This window comes from Bacteroidota bacterium (genome assembly GCA_038746285.1).
In the GTDB taxonomy this organism is placed as follows: Bacteria; Bacteroidota; Rhodothermia; order Rhodothermales; family JANQRZ01; genus JANQRZ01.
In genome coordinates, this window is sequence record JBCDKT010000029.1 from 1 (window position 1) to 19,727 (window position 19,727).

21 protein-coding genes and 4 tRNA genes are annotated in these 19,727 nt (G+C 68.0%); 6 read left to right on the forward strand and 19 right to left on the reverse strand.

Annotation, left to right across the window (positions count from 1 at the left end; translation table 11 throughout):
* The 11 genes from AAGI91_10520 to AAGI91_10570 all read right to left on the reverse strand — a co-directional run.
* Nucleotides 1-114 (reverse strand): GTP-binding protein (locus AAGI91_10520; protein MEM1043052.1); only part of this gene is annotated, 114 nt, incomplete at its 3' end.
* A gap of 73 nt (nt 115-187) precedes the next feature.
* Nucleotides 188-262: transfer RNA gene (locus tag AAGI91_10525), tRNA-Thr, on the reverse strand.
* A gap of 83 nt (nt 263-345) precedes the next feature.
* Nucleotides 346-418: transfer RNA gene (locus AAGI91_10530), tRNA-Gly, on the reverse strand.
* A gap of 90 nt (nt 419-508) precedes the next feature.
* Nucleotides 509-591, reverse strand: a tRNA-Tyr gene (locus AAGI91_10535).
* Between the two features lie 48 nt (nt 592-639).
* Nucleotides 640-712 (reverse strand) — tRNA-Thr (locus tag AAGI91_10540).
* An 89-nt stretch (nt 713-801) separates the two neighbouring features.
* Nucleotides 802-1,446 carry a DedA family protein gene (locus AAGI91_10545; GenBank protein ID MEM1043053.1) on the reverse strand — a complete coding sequence of 215 codons (645 nt, stop codon included), beginning with the start codon at nt 1,444-1,446 and terminating at the stop codon, nt 802-804.
* The gene (gene ispF / locus AAGI91_10550; protein ID MEM1043054.1) at nt 1,439-1,927 is read right to left on the reverse strand and encodes a 2-C-methyl-D-erythritol 2,4-cyclodiphosphate synthase; all 489 of its coding nucleotides are present in this window, start codon (nt 1,925-1,927) and stop codon (nt 1,439-1,441) included. Before ispF ends, AAGI91_10545 begins: the two co-directional genes overlap by 8 nt.
* 64 nt (nt 1,928-1,991) lie before the next feature.
* On the reverse strand, nt 1,992-2,714 hold the full coding sequence (gene ispD, locus AAGI91_10555) for a 2-C-methyl-D-erythritol 4-phosphate cytidylyltransferase (GenBank protein ID MEM1043055.1): 723 nt from the start codon (nt 2,712-2,714) through the stop codon (nt 1,992-1,994).
* Nucleotides 2,715-2,781: 67 nt separating this feature from the next.
* Entirely contained in the window at nt 2,782-3,828 is a 1,047-nt protein-coding gene (gene queA, locus AAGI91_10560) for a tRNA preQ1(34) S-adenosylmethionine ribosyltransferase-isomerase QueA (GenBank protein MEM1043056.1), read from the reverse strand.
* 228 nt (nt 3,829-4,056) lie between these two features.
* On the reverse strand, nt 4,057-5,358 hold the full coding sequence (gene fahA / locus AAGI91_10565) for a fumarylacetoacetase (protein ID MEM1043057.1): 1,302 nt from the start codon (nt 5,356-5,358) through the stop codon (nt 4,057-4,059).
* Nucleotides 5,359-5,473: 115 nt separating this feature from the next.
* The gene (locus AAGI91_10570; protein MEM1043058.1) at nt 5,474-6,466 is read right to left on the reverse strand and encodes a hypothetical protein; all 993 of its coding nucleotides are present in this window, start codon (nt 6,464-6,466) and stop codon (nt 5,474-5,476) included.
* A gap of 270 nt (nt 6,467-6,736) precedes the next feature.
* Between AAGI91_10570 and AAGI91_10575 the strand changes: the two genes are divergently transcribed.
* The 3 genes from AAGI91_10575 (at nt 6,737) to AAGI91_10585 (ending at nt 10,258) form a co-directional block, all read left to right on the forward strand.
* Nucleotides 6,737-7,933 (forward strand): tetratricopeptide repeat protein, encoded by a 1,197-nt coding sequence (locus AAGI91_10575; protein ID MEM1043059.1) that lies wholly within the window; start codon nt 6,737-6,739, stop codon nt 7,931-7,933.
* A 134-nt stretch (nt 7,934-8,067) separates the two neighbouring features.
* The gene (locus tag AAGI91_10580) at nt 8,068-9,273 is read left to right on the forward strand and encodes a cystathionine gamma-synthase (GenBank protein MEM1043060.1); all 1,206 of its coding nucleotides are present in this window, start codon (nt 8,068-8,070) and stop codon (nt 9,271-9,273) included.
* A gap of 232 nt (nt 9,274-9,505) precedes the next feature.
* Nucleotides 9,506-10,258, forward strand: a complete 753-nt coding sequence (locus tag AAGI91_10585) for a CDP-alcohol phosphatidyltransferase family protein (GenBank protein ID MEM1043061.1) — start codon at nt 9,506-9,508, stop codon at nt 10,256-10,258.
* Nucleotides 10,259-10,342: 84 nt separating this feature from the next.
* Here the strand turns inward: AAGI91_10585 and AAGI91_10590 are convergent, their stop codons facing one another.
* The 3 genes from AAGI91_10590 to AAGI91_10600 all read right to left on the reverse strand — a co-directional run bounded on the left by AAGI91_10590 (nt 10,343) and on the right by AAGI91_10600 (nt 13,337).
* Entirely contained in the window at nt 10,343-12,148 is a 1,806-nt protein-coding gene (locus AAGI91_10590) for a carbamoyltransferase (GenBank protein MEM1043062.1), read from the reverse strand.
* Nucleotides 12,149-12,161: 13 nt separating this feature from the next.
* A complete protein-coding gene (locus AAGI91_10595; GenBank protein MEM1043063.1) occupies nt 12,162-12,668 on the reverse strand; it encodes a universal stress protein in 507 nt (168 codons plus the stop codon).
* A gap of 111 nt (nt 12,669-12,779) precedes the next feature.
* Entirely contained in the window at nt 12,780-13,337 is a 558-nt protein-coding gene (locus AAGI91_10600) for an FHA domain-containing protein (protein MEM1043064.1), read from the reverse strand.
* 480 nt (nt 13,338-13,817) lie between these two features.
* On the opposite strand from AAGI91_10600, the gene AAGI91_10605 reads away from it, so the two are divergent.
* From AAGI91_10605 to AAGI91_10615, 3 genes are all read left to right on the forward strand, one after another.
* Nucleotides 13,818-14,321, forward strand: coding sequence for a single-stranded DNA-binding protein (locus AAGI91_10605; protein ID MEM1043065.1), 504 nt, complete (start codon nt 13,818-13,820; stop codon nt 14,319-14,321).
* Nucleotides 14,322-14,532: 211 nt separating this feature from the next.
* Nucleotides 14,533-15,942 (forward strand): hemolysin family protein, encoded by a 1,410-nt coding sequence (locus AAGI91_10610; GenBank protein MEM1043066.1) that lies wholly within the window; start codon nt 14,533-14,535, stop codon nt 15,940-15,942.
* A gap of 15 nt (nt 15,943-15,957) precedes the next feature.
* On the forward strand, nt 15,958-16,404 hold the full coding sequence (locus AAGI91_10615) for a GNAT family N-acetyltransferase (protein MEM1043067.1): 447 nt from the start codon (nt 15,958-15,960) through the stop codon (nt 16,402-16,404).
* A 15-nt stretch (nt 16,405-16,419) separates the two neighbouring features.
* On the opposite strand, the gene AAGI91_10620 is transcribed toward AAGI91_10615, so the two are convergent.
* The 5 genes from AAGI91_10620 to AAGI91_10640 form a co-directional block, all read right to left on the reverse strand.
* Nucleotides 16,420-16,911, reverse strand: coding sequence for a histidine phosphatase family protein (locus tag AAGI91_10620; protein ID MEM1043068.1), 492 nt, complete (start codon nt 16,909-16,911; stop codon nt 16,420-16,422).
* 72 nt (nt 16,912-16,983) lie between these two features.
* Nucleotides 16,984-18,009: an AI-2E family transporter gene (locus AAGI91_10625; GenBank protein ID MEM1043069.1), complete on the reverse strand. Its 1,026-nt coding sequence runs from the start codon at nt 18,007-18,009 to the stop codon at nt 16,984-16,986.
* Entirely contained in the window at nt 17,993-18,535 is a 543-nt protein-coding gene (locus AAGI91_10630) for a cyclic nucleotide-binding domain-containing protein (GenBank protein ID MEM1043070.1), read from the reverse strand. Before AAGI91_10630 ends, AAGI91_10625 begins: the two co-directional genes overlap by 17 nt.
* Entirely contained in the window at nt 18,528-19,433 is a 906-nt protein-coding gene (locus AAGI91_10635; protein ID MEM1043071.1) for an ATP-binding protein, read from the reverse strand. Before AAGI91_10635 ends, AAGI91_10630 begins: the two co-directional genes overlap by 8 nt.
* Nucleotides 19,434-19,712 (reverse strand): hypothetical protein, encoded by a 279-nt coding sequence (locus AAGI91_10640; GenBank protein ID MEM1043072.1) that lies wholly within the window; start codon nt 19,710-19,712, stop codon nt 19,434-19,436.
* Between the last annotated feature and the right edge of the window lie 15 nt (nt 19,713-19,727).

The window sequence follows — 19,727 nt, forward strand, 5'->3', positions numbered from 1 at the left end:
CTCGGCGAGGACCTTGGTGATGGCGGCGGTGAGGGTGGTCTTGCCGTGGTCGACGTGGCCGATGGTGCCGACGTTGACGTGGGGCTTGGTGCGCTGGAAGGTCTCTTTGGCCATGAGAGGGTACCTCTGCTGGAGTGTCTACTGCTGAAATGTGTGCTGCTCGGTGCTGCAGGCCGTCGCCGGCCCGTGGAGCCTCCTCCCGGACTTGAACCGGGGACCCCTTCCTTACCATGGAAGTGCTCTACCGCTGAGCTAAGGAGGCGTTGTCAAGTGACGAGGTACGAACGACGAGTTTCGAACAGCTACCCGTTCGTCGCTCGGCGTTCGTACTTCGCCGCTGTGCTGAGCGGGAGACGAGACTCGAACTCGCGACCCTCAGCTTGGAAGGCTGATGCTCTACCAACTGAGCTACTCCCGCTTTTTCGATGACGAGCGCCGAACGGCGAGTGACGAACGGGTGCCGAGCAGATCGCTCGTCGTTCGCCACTCGAAACGCGTCGCTCGGCCGTGGGCAGGGAAGGATTCGAACCTCCGTACTCGTATGAGAACAGATTTACAGTCTGTCGCCTTTAACCACTCGGCCACCTGCCCGGTGTACTGCGCCCGGCGTCGCCGCCGGTCTGTCGGTCCTGCCGTGTGAGCTGGCGGAGGGACTCGAACCCCCGACCTGCTGATTACAAATCAGCTGCTCTACCAACTGAGCTACGCCAGCCTGTCCAGCAGAGCGTGCCAACGCGGCGGAACGTGACAGACTCGAAAGGTAGCGAGCCTGCCAGGCCCCTGTCAACTCCCGAAGCGGCCTCAGATTCCGGTTTCGGGGTCTTCGCCGTTTCTTTGTGCGCTCCGCCGCCAGCGCTTCGCGCCGAGGTAGGCCCCGAGTCCGAGCACGAGCAGCACGGTGACGACCTGCCCGTAGCGTGCCAGCCATGTGCCGATCACCTCCCACTGCGCGCCGACGACGAAGCCGAGGTACACGATCAGCGCGCACCACGCGGCGGCGCTCACCGTCGCCCACAACGCAACCGGCCCGGGCCGCATCCGGGCGGCACCAACCATCAGGGCGATCACCGCCCGCGCCCCGCTCAGAAACCGGTTCGCTGCTACCACTCCGAGGCCATAGCGCTCCAGCCACCTTTTGACTTTGCGCGCGCCTTCCTTCGGGATCCATCGCAAGCGGTCCGGGTCGAGCACGGCGTCGCCGATCCGCCGCCCGACGAGGTAGACTGTGAGGAAGCCCAGCGTCTCGGCGACGGTGGCGAGCGCGATGACCGGCACCAGCCCGACCTTGCCCAGCCCGACGAGCGTGCCGCCGAAGGCGACGACCATGTCGCCGGGGATCGGCGGGATGACGTTTTCGAGGTAGGCCACGGTGAAGACCGTCGCGTAGATCCACACCGGCGGCAGGTCCTCCATCCACGCGACGATGTCGCCGAGCAGCTCAGCCATCGGCGCGACCGGCCTCGACCAGCAGGCAGACGGCGTGCGCGGCGGCTCCCTCCTCGCGCCCGGCGAAGCCGATCTGCTCCCCCGTCGTCGCCTTCACCGACACCTGCCCGATCTCGATGCCGAGCACCTCGGCCATATTCGCACGCATCGCGTCGATGTGCGGGCGGAGCTTCGGGCGCTGGAGGACGACGACCGCGTCCACGTTCCCGACCCGGTACCCGGCCTCGCCGACGACGGCGCGGACGTGCGCGAGGAGTCTTAGGCTATCGGCTCCTTTCCACTCGGCGTCGGTATCGGGAAAGTGATGCCCGATGTCGCCGAGGGCCGCCGCACCCAGGAGGGCGTCGATGACGGCGTGGACGAGCACGTCGGCGTCGGAGTGCCCGTCGAGGCCGAGCGCGCTCTCGATGCGGACGCCGCCGAGGATGAGAGGTCTGCCTTCGGTGAGGCGATGGACATCGTAGCCTATTCCTGTACGCATTGCTTCGGGCCAAGACTGCGTGGAGAAGATGGAAGATAGAGGACGGAGGATGGTGACCCCAGCTTCAGTCCTCCATCTTCAACCCTCCAGACCACACCGGCCAGAGCGCTTCGGCAAGGCTCCAGTCGGCGGGAGTGGTGATTTTGAAGGTGAGCGCCCTGCCCTCGACGAGGCGAACGGCGTGACCGAAGCGCTGCACGAGTTCGACCTCGTCGGTGCCAGTCACGCCATCAGCGCGAGCGGCAGCGTGGGCGTCGCGGAGCCAGCCGGTGCGGAACGCCTGCGGAGTCTGCATCCGCCAGAGTCCATCGCGCGGCACGGTCTCGCCGAAGACGGACGCGCCGGCCTCGGTCTCGCTGCGCCGGACGGTATCGGCTACGGGGACGGCAAGGGCGGCGGCTCCGTGCGTGCGGGCGACGTCGATGACGGCGCTCAGCCGGTCGGCCGGGAGAAAGGGCCGGACAGCGTCGTGAACGAGAACGAGATCCGTTTCCTCTGGAAGTACGAACAGGCCCCGCTCTACCGATTCTTGCCGCGTCGTCCCGCCCTCGGCGACGGCGTGCAGCTTCGTGAGACCGTAACCCTGCAGGTCAGCCTGCAGCGCTTTCGCCTCCCCCGGTGGCCCGACAACGACGAGCGCATCCACGGCGGGGTGGTGCTCGAAGATCTCCAGCGTGCGGACGAGGACCGGCGCACCGCCGAGCGTGCGGAACTGCTTGCGCCGCCCGCCCATCCGGGTCCCACTCCCGGCAGCAGGAACGACGATGGCAACGTTGCTCTCATTCATAACGCTCTGAAACGAGTAGGGGCGCGGCAAGCCGCGCCCCGACGGTGGTCTCGATGGTCGGTGCGCTCTACACGATGATCATCGCGTCGCCGAAGGAGAAGAGGCGGTACTCATGCTTGATGGCCTCGCGGTAGGCATGCATGATCAGCTCCCGGTCGGCGAAGGCCGAGACCAGCATCAGGAGCGTCGACTTCGGCATGTGGAAGTTCGTGATCAGGCGCTCGGTGATGCGGAACTCGTAGGGCGGGTAGATGAACTTGTCGGTCCAGCCCTCGCCGGTCTTGAGACCACCCGTCGCCGAGATGCTCGACTCGAGCGCGCGCACGCACGTCGTCCCGACGACGGTCACGGTGTTGGTCTGCGACTCCAGAGCACGGTTGACGGCGGAGCACGGGTCGCCGGAGATGTGGAAGTTCTCCGAGTCCATCCGGTGCTTCGTCAGGTCCTCGACCTCGACCGGGCGGAACGTGCCGAGCCCGATGTGGAGCGTCACCGGGCAGACCGAGACGCCCTTCGCCTCGAGCGCCGCGATGATCTCGGGCGTGAAGTGGAGCCCGGCCGTCGGCGCGGCGACGGCCCCGCGCTTGGCGGCGAACATCGTCTGGTAGCGCTCCTTGTCGATCGCCTCGACCTCGCGCCGGAGGTAGGGCGGGATCGGCGTCGTCCCGATCTCGTCGATCTTGGCGTAGAGCTCGTCGCTCGTGCCGTCGAACTGGAAGCGGATGGTCCGACCCCGGCTCGTGGTGTTGTCGACGACCTCGGCGACGAGGCCGTTGTCGAAGTAGAGCTTGTTGCCGACCCGGATCTTGCGCGCCGGGTTGACGATCACGTCCCAGAGTTGGCTCTCAGCGTTGAGCTCGCGCAGCAGGAAGACCTCGATGCGCGCCCCGGTCTTCTCCTTGTTGCCGAAGAGCCGCGCCGGGAAGACCTTCGTGTCGTTGACAACGAGCGCGTCGCCGGCACCGAAAAAGTCGACGATCTCGCGGAAGCTGTGGTGCTCGACCGTCCGCCGCTCTCGGTCTACGACCATCAGCCGCGCACTGTCGCGCGGCTCCGCAGGATACTTCGCGATGAGTTCCTTCGGGTAGTCGTACTGGAAGTCAGAGAGTTTCAGGGAGAGCGTGGGGCGGAAGATGCGGGGTGCTGTAGCAACACTAGCCATGCGACACGGGGAGCCGGTGGATCAGAAGCGCGTGGGTGGCGGGGAGAGCTTCGGTGATCATGATGGAAGCGTGGAAGCGGAGCCCCTCCTACGAATCGGGCGCTAATATAATAGCGTTCGCAGGCCACGCCAACTCTGTGTGAGGGTCCTTCCAATGTTCCGCGCGCCTGCCGGGCAGCGCTATGCCTGGCGCGCTGGCAGGACCCGTCCACGCACCTCGCCGAAGCCGACGCGGTACCCGTCGCCCTGCGCCCAGCCGCGCATCGTGACGAGGTCGCCGTCCTGTAGGAATCTGCGCTCGGCCCCGCCCTGGAGCTTCACCGGGTCGGTGCCACGCCAGCTCAGCTCCAGCATGCTGCCGTACGATCCCTTCTCCTCGCCGCTGATCGTGCCGCTCGCCAGGAGGTCGCCGGGGCGGACGTTGCAGCCGTTCGCGGTGTGGTGGGCGAGCTGCTGCTCGGGGCTCCAGTAGAGGTACTTCGCGTTCGACTCGGCGATCGTCGTCGGGCTGCCGGCGTCCTCGGGCCAGAGGCCGACTTCGAGGTGGAGGTCGAGCGCGCGCTTGCCGGGCTGCCGGAGGTAGTCGAGGATCGCGGGGTTGCCGGCCTCCGGCGTCTGCGGCTCGCCCTCGACGCGGAACGGCTCGAGCGCCTCGGCGGTGACGACCCACGGGCTGACGCTCGTGGCGAAGCTCTTGCCGAGGAACGGCCCGAGCGGGACGTACTCCCACTTCTGGATGTCGCGCGCCGACCAGTCGTTGACGAGGACGAACCCGAAGATGTGCTCGGCGGCCTGGTCGATTGGGACCGACGCGCCCAGTTCCGTACCAGGGCCGACGAAGAAGCCCATCTCCAGCTCGAAGTCGAGCAGCCGCGACGGGCCGAAGACCGGCGGCTCGTCGTCGCTCGGCTTGAGCTGGCCCTGGGGCCGGACCACGTCGGTGCCCGACACCACGACCGACGACGCCCGCCCGTGGTAGCCGACCGGGAGGTGCAGCCAGTTTGGAAGCAGTGCGTTGTTCGGGTCGCGGAACATCGACCCGACGTTCGTCGCGTGCTGGCGCGACGAGTAGAAGTCGGTGTAGTCCCCGACGCGCGCCGGGAGCAGCATCTCGACATCGCCGCGCGGGACGAGGGCGCGGGCGCGCAGGCCGTCATCATCGCGTAGCGTGGGCGTGCTGCCCAGCAGGAGGTGCTGGACCGTGCGCCGCGCCTCACTCCACGCCGGGCGGCCGAGCCCCATAAACCCGTTCAATGAGGACTGCGAGAAGGGGTGCTGCCCCGCGAGTACTTCACCGTCGAAGAGCCCTTCGTCCTCCAGCACCGCGAGGTCGAGCACCTGCTCGCCGATGGCGACGCCGACGCGGGGGCCCCCACCGGCCTTCCGCCGGAAGACGCCGAACGGCAGGTTCTGAATCGGAAACGGCGAGTCCGGGTGTACGTCGACGAACGAGCGAAGGGCGGGGTCGTGGGTGGGGTTCATGTTCTGAGGTGTGGAAGAGCGGAAGCAGGGAAGTGCGAAAGCGGGAGCGTGCGAAAGATAGCACGGCGGTAGATCGCGGGGTCTTCCGCTCTCCCTCTCCTCCGCTCTTCCGAGCTCACAACAGTCCGGCGGCGCGCAGGTCTTCGCGGGGCTCGTCGAAGGAACAGCTTCCGTAGGACATCGCAAATACCTCGCGGGCGCGGGCCACCTGCCGGGTGCTGATCGAGAGGTCCTGGAAGGCAAAGCCGGTTTCGTCGAACGCGAACGCCTTGATCGACTCGCCGCGCAGGAGCTGGCGCAGCGAGGCCTCGGTGAGGTCGAGCGCGTGAGCGAGGACGCCGGCCCCGAAGACGTTGAGGAAGCCGTGCATCATAGCCCCGACGGTGCGGTCGAGGTGGCGGACGGGGTGGTGCAGCCCGGCCGTCGCCTTGAACGGCACCCCGGCATCGCGGCACGCGGCCAGTACGAAGGCGACCTGCTCGGGCGTTGGGAACGCGTCCGGGGTGACGCCGCCGCAGCGCACCTTGAACCCGACCGGCGGCCCGCCGCCCGCGTTGTGCCGGGCGAGCGCCGTGACGGCCCCGCCGATGGTTTCGCGCCACTCCCCGGTGAAGCCGGCCTCGAAGTGCATCCGCTCGAAGGCCACGCCGGCCTCGGCAGCGGCCTCGCTCGCGCGGAGCAGCACGCCGGCCACGGCATCGCTGCCGGCTTCGGTCACGGCCTCCGGCAGCCGGGTCTCCAGGAGGTCGGACCGGACGCTGTCTCCATGCCGGTCCTCGAACGCCTTCACCGCCTGCATGTCGTCCCGGAATGCCCGGCGGAACGATTCGGCGTCAGCCCCGCCGCTGCCGAGTACCGAGACAGGAAACGGCGCTTCGGGGGTGAAGTGCTCCGCGTACGCGCTCAGGTCGCCCAGCCGCGAGGCCGGGCAGATGAACCGACCCAGCATCCAGGCGTCTTCGCTCTGCCGGTACGCAGCGAAGTTGGGGACGGCCACCTCCAGCGGCAGGCGAGCGGGCGGGAACAGGCCGGCGTAGTCGATCAGGCCGGCCAGGAACGCGCGGAGCCCCGCCGGGACTATCGTCTTCGACGTAGAATGAGAAGTCATCGCTAGAACGTGGGTGAGCGCTAACGTAGGTACTGCCGGACGGGGGACACGCAGGAGGAGAAGGCGCGTTCCGGCGTTTGCAAGAGATTCTAGCACTGCCGGCGCTGCCCGGTGCATGCGGAACAGGCGCGGTTGTCCGTTCATACAGAAAGTGGTAGTTTCGAGCCGTGCCGAGCGTGCGTTCTAACCGATCTGTTCGCCGCTGGCACCTCTCACCCCCGGGCCTGCCCGCGCTGCCCCTGTCCATCCGCCATCTGCCCCTCCACCGTCATGACCTCCTCTCGCCTGCTCCCACGCCTCGCGCCACTGCGCACGCCCGTTGCGCTCAGCCTTTTCGCGCTCGCCTTCCTCATCGCCGGAGCCGACGGCTGCACGGACCCGAACGTCCAGGGGGCGCGCAACGAGATGAACAACCAGGACTACGAGCGCGTCCTTGAACTGACCTCGATGGCCATCGAGTCTGACCCCGCGAACGGCGAGGCGCACTTTCTGCGCGGCGAGGCCTTCCGCATGAAGGCCGAGGGCATGCCCAACGACGCCGCGGGACGCGGTGCTTTCATCGAGGACATGACGCTGGCCTACGCGAGCGCCCGCACCAACGGCTACGAGCCGTCCGACATCGACAACCGGCTCCAGGTGGCATGGGCCTTCGAGATGACCCGAGGCCAGAGTTCGTACCGCCGCGCTGCCGAGGACCCGTCGGCCTACGGCGACGCCGCGACGGCCTACCAGAACGCCATCACGCTTCAGCCCGACTCCTCCGCTGGCTATCTCAACCAGAGCCTCGCCCTCATCGCCGCCGACCGCTCCACCGAGGCCGCCGAGCCGCTCCAGATGGCCATCGACAAGGGGGCCAACAGCGTCGACGCCTACATTTACCTCGGGCGCATCTACCTCGCCGAAGGCCAGGCCAGCGACGCCCTCGCCGTGCTGGAGGAGGGCCAGGCGATGTTCCCCGAGAACGAGGACATCCAGACCGAACTGCTCAACGCTTACGGGCGCACCGGCAACGCCGAGCAGGCCATCGAGCGCTACGCCGAAGCCGTGGAGCGCGAGCCCGACGACCCGGTGCTCCGCTACAACTACGGCTCGTTCCTCCTCCAAGACGGACGCTACGACGAGGCCGCCGAGCAGCTCATGCGGGCGACGGAACTGGACAGCCAGAACGCGAACGCCTACTACAACCTCGGGGCCGCCTACCAGAACAAGGCCGCCAGCTTCAACGACCAGATCTCGGAACTCGAAGACGCCGACGCCCCGCGCGCCGACGTCGAGGCCGTCGTTGCCCAGCGCTCCGACCTCCTCGCGCAGGCCATGCCGAACCTGGAGCGCGCCCGCGAACTGACCGAGGCCGGCGGCGACGACACCGCCGACATCTGCCGCGCGCTCTTCCAGGTCTACGCCTCGCTCCGGCAGAACGACAAGGCCGAGGAAGCCGCCGAGTGCGCCGGCCTAGACCTCAACTGACCTACTCCTGCCCGTAACCTCGACGGGGGCGCGGCCAGCCTGCGCCCCCGTTTTGTTTGGAGGATGCAGATGGAAGGTGGAGGATGAGGTGCTTTCTCCGCTGTTCTCCATCCTCTGTCATTCTTTCGACCTCTATGTCTTCTACTGCCGACGCTGAAACGAGAACCAACGGCCAAGACCACGCCACCGCTGAACTCGGATTCGGCACCCGCGCCGTGCACGCCGGGCAGGAGCCGGACCCGTCTACCGGGGCCATCATGACGCCGGTCTACCTGACCTCGACCTACGTCCAGGCTGCGCCGGGCGACCACCAGGGCCACGAGTATGCCCGCGTCTCAAATCCGACCCGGACGGCGCTCGAAGCTAACCTCGCCGCACTCGAAGGGGCAGTCGAGGGCATCTGCTTCGCCTCCGGCATTGCCGGCGTGGACGCCATCCTCCGCCGCCTCCGCCCCGGCGATCACGTCGTCGCCGGCGACGACCTCTACGGCGGCACCTACCGCCTCATGCGCCAGGTGTGGGAGCCGTTCGGGCTCACCTTCTCGTTCGTCGACATGACCGACCTCGGCGCGGTCGAGGCGGCGTTCACGGAGGCGACTAAGATGGTCTGGGCCGAGACGCCGACGAACCCGCTGCTCCAGGTCGTCGACATCGCGGCGCTGGCCGAGCGGGCGAAGGCGCAGGGTGCGAGCCTCGTCGTGGACAACACGTTCTCCTCGCCCTACCTTCAGCAGCCGCTCGCCTTCGGCGCCGACCTCGTCCTCCACTCGACGACGAAGTACCTCGGCGGGCACTCCGACGTGGTCGGCGGCGCGGTGATGACGAGCGACCCGGACTGGACCGAGCACCTTCGCTTCCAGATCAAAGCCGTCGGGGCCGCGCCCGGTCCGATGGACTGCTTCCTCGTGCTCCGCGCGACGAAGACGCTCCACCTCCGCATGGAGCGCCACTGCCAGAACGCCCGCCGGGTGGCCGACTTCCTCGACGCCCACCCGGCGGTCGGGCACGTCCGCTATCCCGGCCTCGCCTCGCACCCCGGCCACGAGATCGCCGCCCGGCAGATGCGCGACTTCGGCGGCATGGTCTCGTTCGAACTCGCCGACGACTCGGTCGAGCGCGCGGTGGAGGTGATGACGGCGACACGAGTCTTCGCGCTCGCCGAGAGCCTGGGCGGGGTCGAGAGCCTCGTCAACCACCCAGCCACGATGACGCACGCCTCGGTGCCACGCGAGCAGCGCCTCGCGGCGGGCCTCACCGACTCGCTCATCCGCCTCTCGGTCGGCGTCGAAGACCTCGACGACCTGAAAACGGACCTCGACCGGGCACTTCGCGCGGTCTGAGGGGTAGGACGCAGGCACAACGTGAGGAGCCATGTCGGAGACGGCGGGCCAGGAGGATCCGCTGAGATCGGGAGGATAGAGGAGAGATCATCGAGGATTGCGGGCTTGCTTGCTAGGCTCTGCTATCTTCCATCATCCATTCTCAATCCCTCACGCCTCTCCGCCGCCCGAGACGGCTGGCTCCAACCCCCCTCGGGGCTCCGTCGTGTCCAGTTCCTCTCGCCCACGTCCTATGGAAAAGGCGCAAGCCAAGAAGCGCGTCAACAAGATCGCCCTCGCCCGCTTCGAGCAGTGGGCGCTCCCCCGCATGGCCGCGCGCCTCCCGATGTGGATGACGCCGGACAAGCTCACGATCGTCGGTCTTATCTCTGCCGTCGTGATCGGCGGCTCGTACGTCCTCACGCAGTACAGTCTGGGGTGGCTGTGGGTCGCCTCAGTAGGGTTTGTCGTCCACTGGTGGGGGGATTCGCTCGACGGCACGCTCGCCCGCGTCCGCAACATCCGCCGCGAGCGCTACGGGTTCTACGTGGACCACCAGAGCGACGCGGTCTCAACGTTCCTGATCTTCGTCGGCCTCGGCCTGTCGCCGCTGATGGACCTCTCGGTGGCGCTGTTCCTGATCGTGGCTTACTTCCTGATGATGATCCACGTCAACCTCGTGACGATCACGCAGGACGTATTCAAAATCTCCTTCGCCGGGGCCGGGCCGACCGAGTTGCGCCTGTTCATGATCACGGCCAATACGGTCGTATTCTTCCTCGGCAACCCGGTGGTGACCGTGCTGGGGTACGAGCTTCGGCTCTTCAGCGTGATCGGGATCGTCGCCACCGCGGTGCTGCTTGCGATCTACGTCATCTACGGCCTGATCGAGCGCGCCAAGCTCGCCGTGCTGGACCCGACGCCGACGCACGCGCCGCCGGTCAACGGCGAAGGCCCGCTGCCGCCAGAGGCGGTCACTGAGGAGGAGACCGTCGGGAGTCGGTAGGCCAGCGGGCAGAGGACAGTGAGCCGGAGGACAGAAAAAGGCTGCCGCGTTGCGGGGCAGTCTCTCTAAACTCATTCTCCTCCCTCAATCCAGCCCGTACTCGGCGGCGATCTCTTCGGGCGAGAACGCGGCGCGCTCGGCCTCGGGCAGCATCGCCTTCGTGACGACGTAGGGGCCGAGCACGAGCGCGTCGAGGTGCGTCCGGCGGAACACGCGGAGGGCGTCTTCGGGCGTGCAGACGATGGGCTCGCCCCGCACGTTGAACGACGTATTGACGAGCACGGGGCAGCCGGTCTCGGCCTCGAAGGCGCGGAGGAGCCGGTAGAAGTGTGGGCTCCGCGCCGCCGTTACCGTCTGCACCCGCGCCGAGCCGTCGACGTGCGTCACAGCCGGAATCGGCGACGCGACGTGGTGCCGCCGGTCCAGCCCCTCGCCGCTGGTCGCGGCGTCGCGCACCGGGGCTACGAGCAGCATGTAGGGGCTCTCGGCCCCGAGGTCGAACACCTCGGCGGCGCGCTCGGCGAGGACGGCCGGGGCGAAGGGCCGGAAGCTCTCGCGGAACTTGATCTTCAAGTTGACCGTCCGCTGGACGTCCCGGCCTCGGGGGTCGGCGAGGATCGAGCGGTGGCCGAGGGCGCGCGGCCCAAACTCCATCCGGCCCTGGAACCACCCGACGGTGTGGCCTTCGGCGAGGAGCTGCGCTGTCCGCTCGGCGAGGGCGTCTTCGTCGTGCAGCGCCTCGTGCGGTACGCCCTCGGCTTCCAGCACCGCCGCGATCTCGTCCGGCGAGAACGCAGGCCCGAGGTAGCTGCCCTGCATCGCGTCCTTCGGCTCCGGCGCGCGAGGCCTGTCCGCCCACTCGTGCCACACCGCGAGCGCCGCGCCGAGCGCCCCGCCTGCATCACCCGCCGCCGGCTGGACCCAGAGCCGCTCGAACGGCCCCTCGCGCAGCAGCCGCCCGTTCGCCACGCAGTTGAGCGCAACGCCGCCTGCGAGGCAGAGGTTGGCCTCCCCCGTCTCGCGGTGCACATGCTGGGCGAGCGCGAGCACAGCTTCCTCCGTCACCACCTGCACGCTCCGGGCGAGGTCCAGCTCGCGCTGCGTGATCTCCCCCTCCGGCTCGCGGCGCGGCCCGCCGAAGAGGCCCGCGAAGCGCCGCCCCGTCATCCGCAGCCCGACGGGGTAGGTGAAGTAGTCCAGGTTCAGCCGGAACGACCCGTCAGGCTTCAGGTCGATCAGTTCGCGCCGGATAGTGTCGGCGAAGCGTGGCTCGCCGTAGGGCGCGAGGCCCATCAGCTTGTACTCGCCCGAGTTGACGCGGAAGCCGCAGAAGTAGGTAAACGCCGAGTAGAGCAGCCCGAGCGAGTGCGGGAAGTGTTGCTCAGCGAGGAGCCGGACGCGGTGGCCTTCGCCGACACCGTAACTCGTCGTCGCCCACTCCCCTACCCCGTCGGCGGTGAGGACGGCGGCGCGCTCGAAGGGCGAGGGGAAGAACGCGCTCGCGGCGTGGCTCTCGTGGTGCTCGGTGAAGAGGACCGGCCCCTCGAAGTCCAGCTCGCGGGCGAGCACGTCCGGGGTCCAGAGCTTCTTCTTCAGCCACACCGGCATCGCCTTGATAAACGACGCGAGACCGCGCGGCGCGAAGGCGAGGTAGGTCTCCAGGAGCCGCTCGAAGGTCAGAAACGGCTTGTCGTAGAACGCGACCGCGTCGAGGTCCGCCTGCGTGAGGCCGCCTGCGTGGAGGCAGTAGGCCACGGCGTGCGCCGGGAACGAGGCATCATGCTTGAGGCGCGTGAAACGTTCCTCCTGCGCCGCCGCGACGATCCGGCCGTCCTGGACGAGGCAGGCCGCGGCGTCGTGGTAGAAGCAGGAGAGGCCGAGGATGTTCACGGAAGCGGGCGGGCTACGCCGAGGCCGGAGGCTGTTCCGTCTGCCCGTCGCCGCTCGCCTCCTTCATCTGGTCCCGCCCCGGGTCGAACGCCTTGACGACCAGCACCGGGCACGGGGCCATCTGCACCACCTTCTGCGCCACCGCACCCATCGCCACATGCTGCAACCCGCTCAAGCCGTGCGATGTGATCACCACGAGGTCGACCTCGCGGGTGCTCGCGAACCGGATAATCTCCTGGCCTGATGCGCCCTTGACTACGTGAAACTCCAGGTCCTGCCGCTCAGCTGGCGTGCCGAAGCGTTTCTCCAGAGCCGTCCACGCCACCTTCTCCTGGTCCGGCACCATGCCGTAGATCCGCATCGCCCCGAGCTTGAAGAAGGACGGGAAGGCCGGCTCTTCCACGATGTGGAGGATGTCGAGCTGTGCACCGTGCGCGTCGGCTAGCTGCTCGGCGAGCCGGACGCCCTCTTCGGCGAGCGCGGAAAAGTCGAACGGGACGAGGATACGCTGGAAGGGCACGCAGAGGTCTCAGAGGTGTAGCTTCAAGATAGGGGCTGCCTTCCGCTTTAGCCAGTCCCTTTCTGCCGAAGAAGCGACTTCATCTTCCCTACCCAAACCGGAGCCTGAGACTCACACCACCGCGAGCAGGATCGCGAGCAGGAGCAGCGCCAGCACGCCCGCCAGTATCAGCGTCCCGCGAGGCGATCTCACCCGGCGTTGCTGGCTTGGCGTTCTCCTCGGCATCGCCTCTGCGCCCCTTGCCGAGGCAGCCCGGACGAGATCGGTCGCGTCGTGCCCCGTGGTCGGCTCCTCGGCGCGAAGCGGGCGGTACGGCTGCGACTGCCGCTGGGTGTCCTCCTGCGCCCGGCGGCGGCGCGACACCGGGACCCCCATCTCTCCCGCCTCCACGGACCACTCACCCATTTCCCTGCGTTCGGCCACCGCAAGGTACACGAAGGGGCCTTCCCGCCCCAACCGCACGGCGGTCTCGCCGCCGGCTAGCGGCACGCGCTCCACGCGCTGCTCGTTGTAGTAGGTCCCGTTCGTGCTGCCGGCGTCGCGCAGCACCCAGCCCCCGTCTTCGTAGACGACCTCGGCGTGGAGGCGGCTGACGCGGCCGGAGTCGACGTGGAGCGTAGCCTGGATGCCTCGGCCAATCGTGAAAGGTTCGGTGTAGGCCCGCTCCATGCCGGGCACGGAACTGCCTTCGACGCGGGCACGGACGGCTGGACGCGCAGCGGTGGGGGACGGCGAACCGGGTGGGGAAGAAAGCAAGGAAGTAAGCGCTTACAGTAAGCAAGACGAGCGCGCGGCTGTCCTCAAGAGCCTAAACGCGATGCGCAACCGGCAGGGGCCACGCCCGGCACGCACGCCGCACAAGGCTGCTTCGCGGCGAAGTAGTCTCGACAATACCGTAGATGATACCGTACATGCGGTCGCTACCGCAAACGGTGCCCGCCGGACTATGGGTGCTGGAGGCTGGGCAGAAGTTGTATGACAGGGAGCTGTCACTGTGGAAAAGTATTTTGGCGGCGGAGGTTATGTCCCTAGCGCCTCCCTGTCTATACTGGCAGCCCGGCCGCGAGGCCGGACCCGTTAAGGCCGAGCGCGCCTCCCCGAGACGCACCGGCGGAATCATGTAACCCTATCCAAATAGGAGGCCATCTTATGGCACGCGCAATCAACAAAGTCATCCTCATCGGCAACCTCGGGCAGGACCCGGAGCTTCGCTACACCGGCAGCGGCACCGCCGTCTGCAACCTGCGGCTCGCCACGAATGAGAGCTACAAGGACTCCAACGGCGACCTCGTCGAGAAGACCGAGTGGCACTCCGTCGTCGCGTGGGCCCGCCTCGCGGAGATCTGCGGCGAGTACCTCAAGAAGGGCTCGCAGGTCTACTTCGAGGGCTCGCTCCAGACCCGCCAGTGGGAAGACAAGGACGGCAACACCCGCTACACCACCGAAGTCAAGGCGCGCGAGATGATGATGCTCGACAGCCGGGGCGGCGGCGGTGGCGGCTACGACTCGTCCGGCGGCTTCGACCAGTCGCGCGGCTCGAACGGCGGCGGCTACTCGCAGGAGCGGCGCCAGCCGCAGCGGCAGGCCCAGCCCGCCGGCGGACCCGCAGGGTCGAACGATCCGTTCGGGCCGGATGACGACCTGCCCTTCTAGAGGCCACGCCCTTAGGGCGAACCTCTGAAGCGCACTGCGCATCGCGGGGGTGGCGGCCTTTGGGCTGTCACCCCTCACTTATTAAGAATATGCGGCCCGCCGAAACTGCCAGGGCCGCACGGAGCACTCGCTCGTATATTTTTGCCCATGACCCCGGTGCACGCTGCCGGATCGCCGCTCGTAGAACCAGCCGAGGGCCTCCTCCCCCGCTTTGGACGCCGACTCTAGCAGCCCCCTCGTGGGGCTCCTCCTGACACTCTGGCCCGTCGCCGCCGGAACCGCGACCGTCGCCACCGAAGCGACGCTGTTCGTGCTGCTCTTGGTCCTCTCCGCCTTCTTCTCGGGCTCGGAGGTCGCCCTCTTCTCGCTCAGCGCGAGCGACCGCGAAGCCCTGAGCGAGGACGACAGTAAGGGTGCCCGCCGGGTGCTCGCGCTCCTGGAACGTCCCCGCCGGCTGCTGATCGGCATCCTCATCATGAACAACCTCGTCAACGTCGCCGCGGCGATCCTGGCGACGGTGCTCACGGTGCAGGCCGCCGAAGCCTACGAGATCAGCAAGACGACCCTACTCGTCTTCCAGGTCGTCGTCCTGACGTTCCTACTCCTCGTCCTGAGCGAGATCACCCCGAAGCTCGTCGCCACCCAACAGAACCGGCGGTGGGCGACGCTCTTCTCCGGCCCGCTCTACCTCGTCTTCCGCGTGCTCTACCCGGCGTCCAACCTCCTCGCGCACGGGATGGACCTCGTCCAGCGGCGCTTCCGCACCCAGGCGGCCGTCGTCTCCAACGAAGACCTCAAGACCCTCGCCGACCTCGGCGAAGCGGACGGTACGCTCGAAGAGGAAGAGCGTGCGCTGATCCACTCGATCGTCGAGTTCGGCGAGACCACGGTGCGCGCGGTCATGGTCAGCCGGGTCGATGTCCACGCGCTGCCCGACACGGCCACGCTCGACGAAGCGCTGACCCTGATCCGCGAGACCGGGCACTCGCGCTTTCCGCTCTACCGCGAGCACCTCGACGATGTGCTCGGCATTCTCTACGCCAAAGACCTCATCCCGCTCCTGGACCAGGAAGAGGCCCGCGCCCTCGGCAGCCAACCGGCCGACTGGGAGCGCATCGCCCGCCCGGCGAAGTTCGTTCCGCTCGGCTGCCCGCTCGACGCGATGCTCGCGGACTTCCAGACCTCGAATACCCACATCGCGGTCGTCGTCGACGAGTACGGCGGCACGGCGGGCGTCGTCACGCTCGAGGACATCTTGGAGGAGATCGTGGGCGAGATACGCGACGAGCACGACCTCCCCGAGGCGCTCCCCTACGAACGCGTCGGCCCGCAGACGTTCCGCGTCGATGCCGGGATCGACCTCGACGACCTCTTGGAGAGCTTCGAGGTGGAGGTGGAGACCGAGGCGTTCGACTTCGAAACGCTCGGCGGCCTCATCTTCCACCTGACCGGCGAGATTCCCGAGCCGGGCACCGTCACCGAGTACGGCCCGCTGACGCTACGGGTCGAGGAGCTAGACAACAACCGGATCAAGCAGGTGCTCGTCGAGATCAGTCCGCGCCCGCTGGAGGAGGCGGAAGAGCGCAAGAGCGGAAGAGCGGAAGAGAAGGCGGAGCGCTAGAGACGGGAGCGTATTGTGACTCAGGCAGAGATCACCGTCCGAACAGCCTTCGAGAGCGACCTCGTCTTCGTCTCCCAGGACGGCCATCTTCCTAGCCCCGCCGTGAGACGGAAGGTGGGCGACGGCGACGTGTACATCGCACGCCGGGGCGACAAGCCAGTCGGGTACCTTCGGCTGGAGTGGCTGTGGTCGAAGCTCCCGTACATCGAACTCATCCTCGTCCTGCAGCCCCACCGCCGCGTCGGGGTCGGGCGTGCGCTCCTCGCGCACGTCGAGGCCGAGGCCTCCAGTCGGGGGCACACCGTACTCTACAGTTCGTCGCAAGCGGACGAGCCGGAGCCGCAGGCTTGGCACCGGCGCATGGGGTTCGAGGAGTGCGGTTTGCTGGCTGGGGTGAACGATGGTGGCATCGGGGAGGTGTTTTTCCGCAAGTCTCTTGACACCATCCGCAGGGTAGTATAGCTACCGACCGTAGTCCTACCCCAGCGCTTTCGGCGGGACGAGCCAGATCAGTTCGCCCTGGCCGAAGCCCACGTCGCGCCAGCGTGTGACGCCGACATCGACGCGGGCGAGCGCGGCTGTCGGGAAGCGGACGGCGCTGCCGCCGGTGAGGCGGCTGACAGTCTCGCCCCAGCCGGGCTGGTGACCGACGAGCAGCAGCACCTCCGCCTCGTCGTCTTGGGCACGGATGGTCCGCAGCAGTTCGCGGGGCCCCGCCCCGTAGAGGTCGCGCGCCTCGTGCACCGGAGCCTCTAGCTCCCCGGCCCCGCGCACGATGTCGAGCGTGGTGCGCGCCCGCACGGCCGTCGAGGTGACAATCCGGTCCGGGAGCACGCCGCTCACGAGCAGGAACCGCCCCATCGTCTCGGCGGCCTTCCGGCCTCGCTTGCCCAGCGGGCGCTCGTGGTCGTGGTCGAACTCGGCGTTCCAGTCGGACTTGCCGTGGCGGAGGAGGAGGATCGTTTTCATGGGGTGTGGTGCGTGAGACGTGATGCGTACCCGTCGCCTCACCGAGTGCTACCTGGTCTCACGAGGTACGCATCACGAAAAGCGGTAGCTGCGGAAGGTGGTGACGAACTCGTGGACGAGCACCTTGAGCACGGCGGCCGTCGGCACGGCGAGCAGGAGGCCCAGGATGCCGAACGCCTCGCCGGCGACGAGGAGCACAACCAGGATCGCAAGCGGGTGGAGTTCGACGTTCTGCGCCAGTAGGAGGGGCTGCGAGATGAAGTTGTCGATCATCTGGATCGCCGAGAACGACAGGAAGATCGGGACGACGAAGGAGAAGGAGCCGGTCGTGACGGTCGAGACCGTGACGGCGACCGCACCGCCGATGAACGGGCCGAGGAACGGGATCATGTTCGCCACGCCGGCCACCAGGCCGATGAGGAAGTAGTACTCGACCCCGATCAGCCAGAGCGCGAGCGTCGCCAGCAGCCCGACGATCGTCGCCGCGAGGAGCTGGCCGCGGAGGTAGCCGCCGAGCTGGGCGTCGGCCCGGCGGAGGGCACTGAGGGTGAACTCGAAATAGCGGTTCGGGACGAGGCCGATGAAGCCCCTGCGGAAGCGCCGCCCGTCGCGCAGCAGGAAGAACGCGATCACCGGCACCACCACGACCTGCACCGCCAGCCCGAGCACGCCCGGTACCATCGCCACGATGTTGCCGAAGTGCTGCCCGGTAGCGTCGGCCAGCCAGGTGCGCAGGTCCGGCGCGTCCAGCCCCAGCGGCTCGGCCCAACCCCCGACCCAGAGGTCGATCTCGGCCACCATCTCGCTCGCTGCCGTCATGTCGATGCCTTCGCGCAGTGCCCGGACCTGGGCGGCGAGGGCCGGAAACAGCAGCGTAAGCGGGAGGCCGAGGCCGAGAAGAGCGCTGAAAAATACCGTCGCCGCGGCCCCGGTCCGCCCCATCCCGCGCGCTTCGAGCCGCCCTACGAGGGGGTCCAGGAGATAGGCCAGCAGCGCCCCGAGCACGACCATCTGGACGACGCTGCCGACCGGGCGCAGCAGCCACACGGCAGTGGCAAGTCCCGCTGCTACGAGCAGCCCCTTAGCCCACCGTGACATCGCGGGCTCCGTTGGATTGGACGCTCTCCTCGGCGGCAGCAGCCTGTGCGTGCAAGCGTTCGAGCTGCTCGTCGGCGTGGACGAGGCGCGCGCCGAGGGTGCGGGCCAGAGGCAGGAGCAGCTTCACGCCCAGCCGGGGGGCGCGCTTGACGAGGTCGTAGAGCTCAGGCTGGAAGAGGCCGTACAGGGTGGTCGCAGTCGTCGCCACGGCGCGAGCCGAGCGCGGCGTCTCGTTCAAGAGGGCAATCTCGCCGAAGACGTCGCCGACGCCGAGGTCGGCCAGGACGCGGTTCGTCGGCTCGTGCACGATGTCGACCGTTCCCTCTTCGATGACGTACATCCCGACGCCCGGGTCGTCTTGGCGGAAGATGACCTCACCGGCTCGGTATTCCCGGCGGTAGAGGATCTTGCGCACCTCGGCGATCTCGCGCCGGTCGAGGTCGGCGAACATCGGCACCTGGCGCAGCAGCGCCGCGGGCCCCGTCTCGTCTCGGGAGCGGAAGATGTTGTCCCAGAGGCTATCCATCGGCGGCGGGCAGGCGCTGGTCTGTCTGGGGCAAGGTAATGACGAAGGTCGTCCCCTCGCCCTCCTCCGTCTCGACCGCCATCGTCCCGCCGTGCCCGACGGTGACGATCTCGTAGGAGAGCGACAGCCCCAGCCCGGTCCCTGTCCCGACAGGCTTGGTCGTGAAGAACGGCTCGAAGATGCGCGCCCGCACGGACTCCGGGATGCCGGTCCCGTTGTCGCCGATGCGGACCTCGACCTCGTCGCCGCGCAGGCTCGTCCGCACCGAGACCACGGGGCGGAACGACTCGCCGGCGGCGTCCTTCTGCTCCGCCTTCGAGCGCGTAGCCGAGAACGCGTTGTTGGCGAGGTTGATGAACACGCGCCCGATCTCCTGCGGGATGATCTCCAGGTGCTCCACCTCAGGGTCGAGGTCGAACTCGATGGTGGTGTTGAAGTGCGGGTCGGAGGCGCGCATGCCGTGATAGGCGAGGTTGACGTACTGCTTGACGAGCGCGTTGAGGTCGACCGCCTGGCGCTGGTCGTCGTTGCTGCGGGAGTGCATGAGCATGCTGCGGACCGTCGCGTCGGCGCGCTCGCCGTGCTCGCGGATTTTCTCCGCGTTGTGGGTCATGTCGTCGAGGATGTCCCCGACCTCGTCCAGCACCTCGCCGGCCGGGCGGTCGCGCTGCTCGCCGAGTTCCTCGCGCAGCTCGCGGGCGAGGTCCACGAGGAGCTGGGCGAAGTTGTTGACGAAGTTGAGCGGGTTCTTGATCTCGTGCGCGATCCCGGCGGTGAGCTGCCCGAGCGAGGCCATCTTGCGGGCCTGGAGGAGCTGGTCCTGCGCGATGCGGAGGCTCTCCCTAGCTCTCTCCGCCTCGGCCTGCGCCGCTTCTAGCTCGGTCTGTGTGTCAGCCATCTATCGTGCCCCTTTGGTTCGCGCTCGTTCGTCCCGCAGCCGGTCCAGCTCGTCCCGCAGCCGCGCGTTCTCCTTCGCCTGCTGCCGTCCCCACCACCAGAGCCACGCCGCGAGCGCGACGACGGCAACGCGGAAGACGAGCAGCAGCGGGTCCATTGGGCGGAGGACAGAAGACAGAGGACGGAGGACGGTGGGACGGAGGACGGTGGGACGGAGGACGGTGGGACGGAGGACGGTGGGACGGAGGACGGTGAGCGCGTTGCGCGGCGGTCTCGTCAACTTGATTGGCCTTAT

What these genes read in the sequence shown, in the direction of transcription:
- AAGI91_10545 (MEM1043053.1), bottom strand. Translation starts at nt 1,446, where the DNA reads ATGGCTGAGCTGCTCGGCGACATCGTCGCGTGGATGGAGGACCTGCCG.
- ispF (MEM1043054.1), bottom strand. Translation starts at nt 1,927, where the DNA reads ATGCGTACAGGAATAGGCTACGATGTCCATCGCCTCACCGAAGGCAGA.
- ispD (MEM1043055.1), bottom strand. Translation starts at nt 2,714, where the DNA reads ATGAATGAGAGCAACGTTGCCATCGTCGTTCCTGCTGCCGGGAGTGGG.
- fahA (MEM1043057.1), bottom strand. Translation starts at nt 5,358, where the DNA reads ATGAACCCCACCCACGACCCCGCCCTTCGCTCGTTCGTCGACGTACAC.
- AAGI91_10570 (MEM1043058.1), bottom strand. Translation starts at nt 6,466, where the DNA reads ATGACTTCTCATTCTACGTCGAAGACGATAGTCCCGGCGGGGCTCCGC.
- AAGI91_10575 (MEM1043059.1), top strand. Translation starts at nt 6,737, where the DNA reads ATGACCTCCTCTCGCCTGCTCCCACGCCTCGCGCCACTGCGCACGCCC.
- AAGI91_10580 (MEM1043060.1), top strand. Translation starts at nt 8,068, where the DNA reads ATGTCTTCTACTGCCGACGCTGAAACGAGAACCAACGGCCAAGACCAC.
- AAGI91_10585 (MEM1043061.1), top strand. Translation starts at nt 9,506, where the DNA reads ATGGAAAAGGCGCAAGCCAAGAAGCGCGTCAACAAGATCGCCCTCGCC.
- AAGI91_10600 (MEM1043064.1), bottom strand. Translation starts at nt 13,337, where the DNA reads ATGGAGCGGGCCTACACCGAACCTTTCACGATTGGCCGAGGCATCCAG.
- AAGI91_10605 (MEM1043065.1), top strand. Translation starts at nt 13,818, where the DNA reads ATGGCACGCGCAATCAACAAAGTCATCCTCATCGGCAACCTCGGGCAG.
- AAGI91_10620 (MEM1043068.1), bottom strand. Translation starts at nt 16,911, where the DNA reads ATGAAAACGATCCTCCTCCTCCGCCACGGCAAGTCCGACTGGAACGCC.
- AAGI91_10625 (MEM1043069.1), bottom strand. Translation starts at nt 18,009, where the DNA reads ATGTCACGGTGGGCTAAGGGGCTGCTCGTAGCAGCGGGACTTGCCACT.
- AAGI91_10630 (MEM1043070.1), bottom strand. Translation starts at nt 18,535, where the DNA reads ATGGATAGCCTCTGGGACAACATCTTCCGCTCCCGAGACGAGACGGGG.
- AAGI91_10635 (MEM1043071.1), bottom strand. Translation starts at nt 19,433, where the DNA reads ATGGCTGACACACAGACCGAGCTAGAAGCGGCGCAGGCCGAGGCGGAG.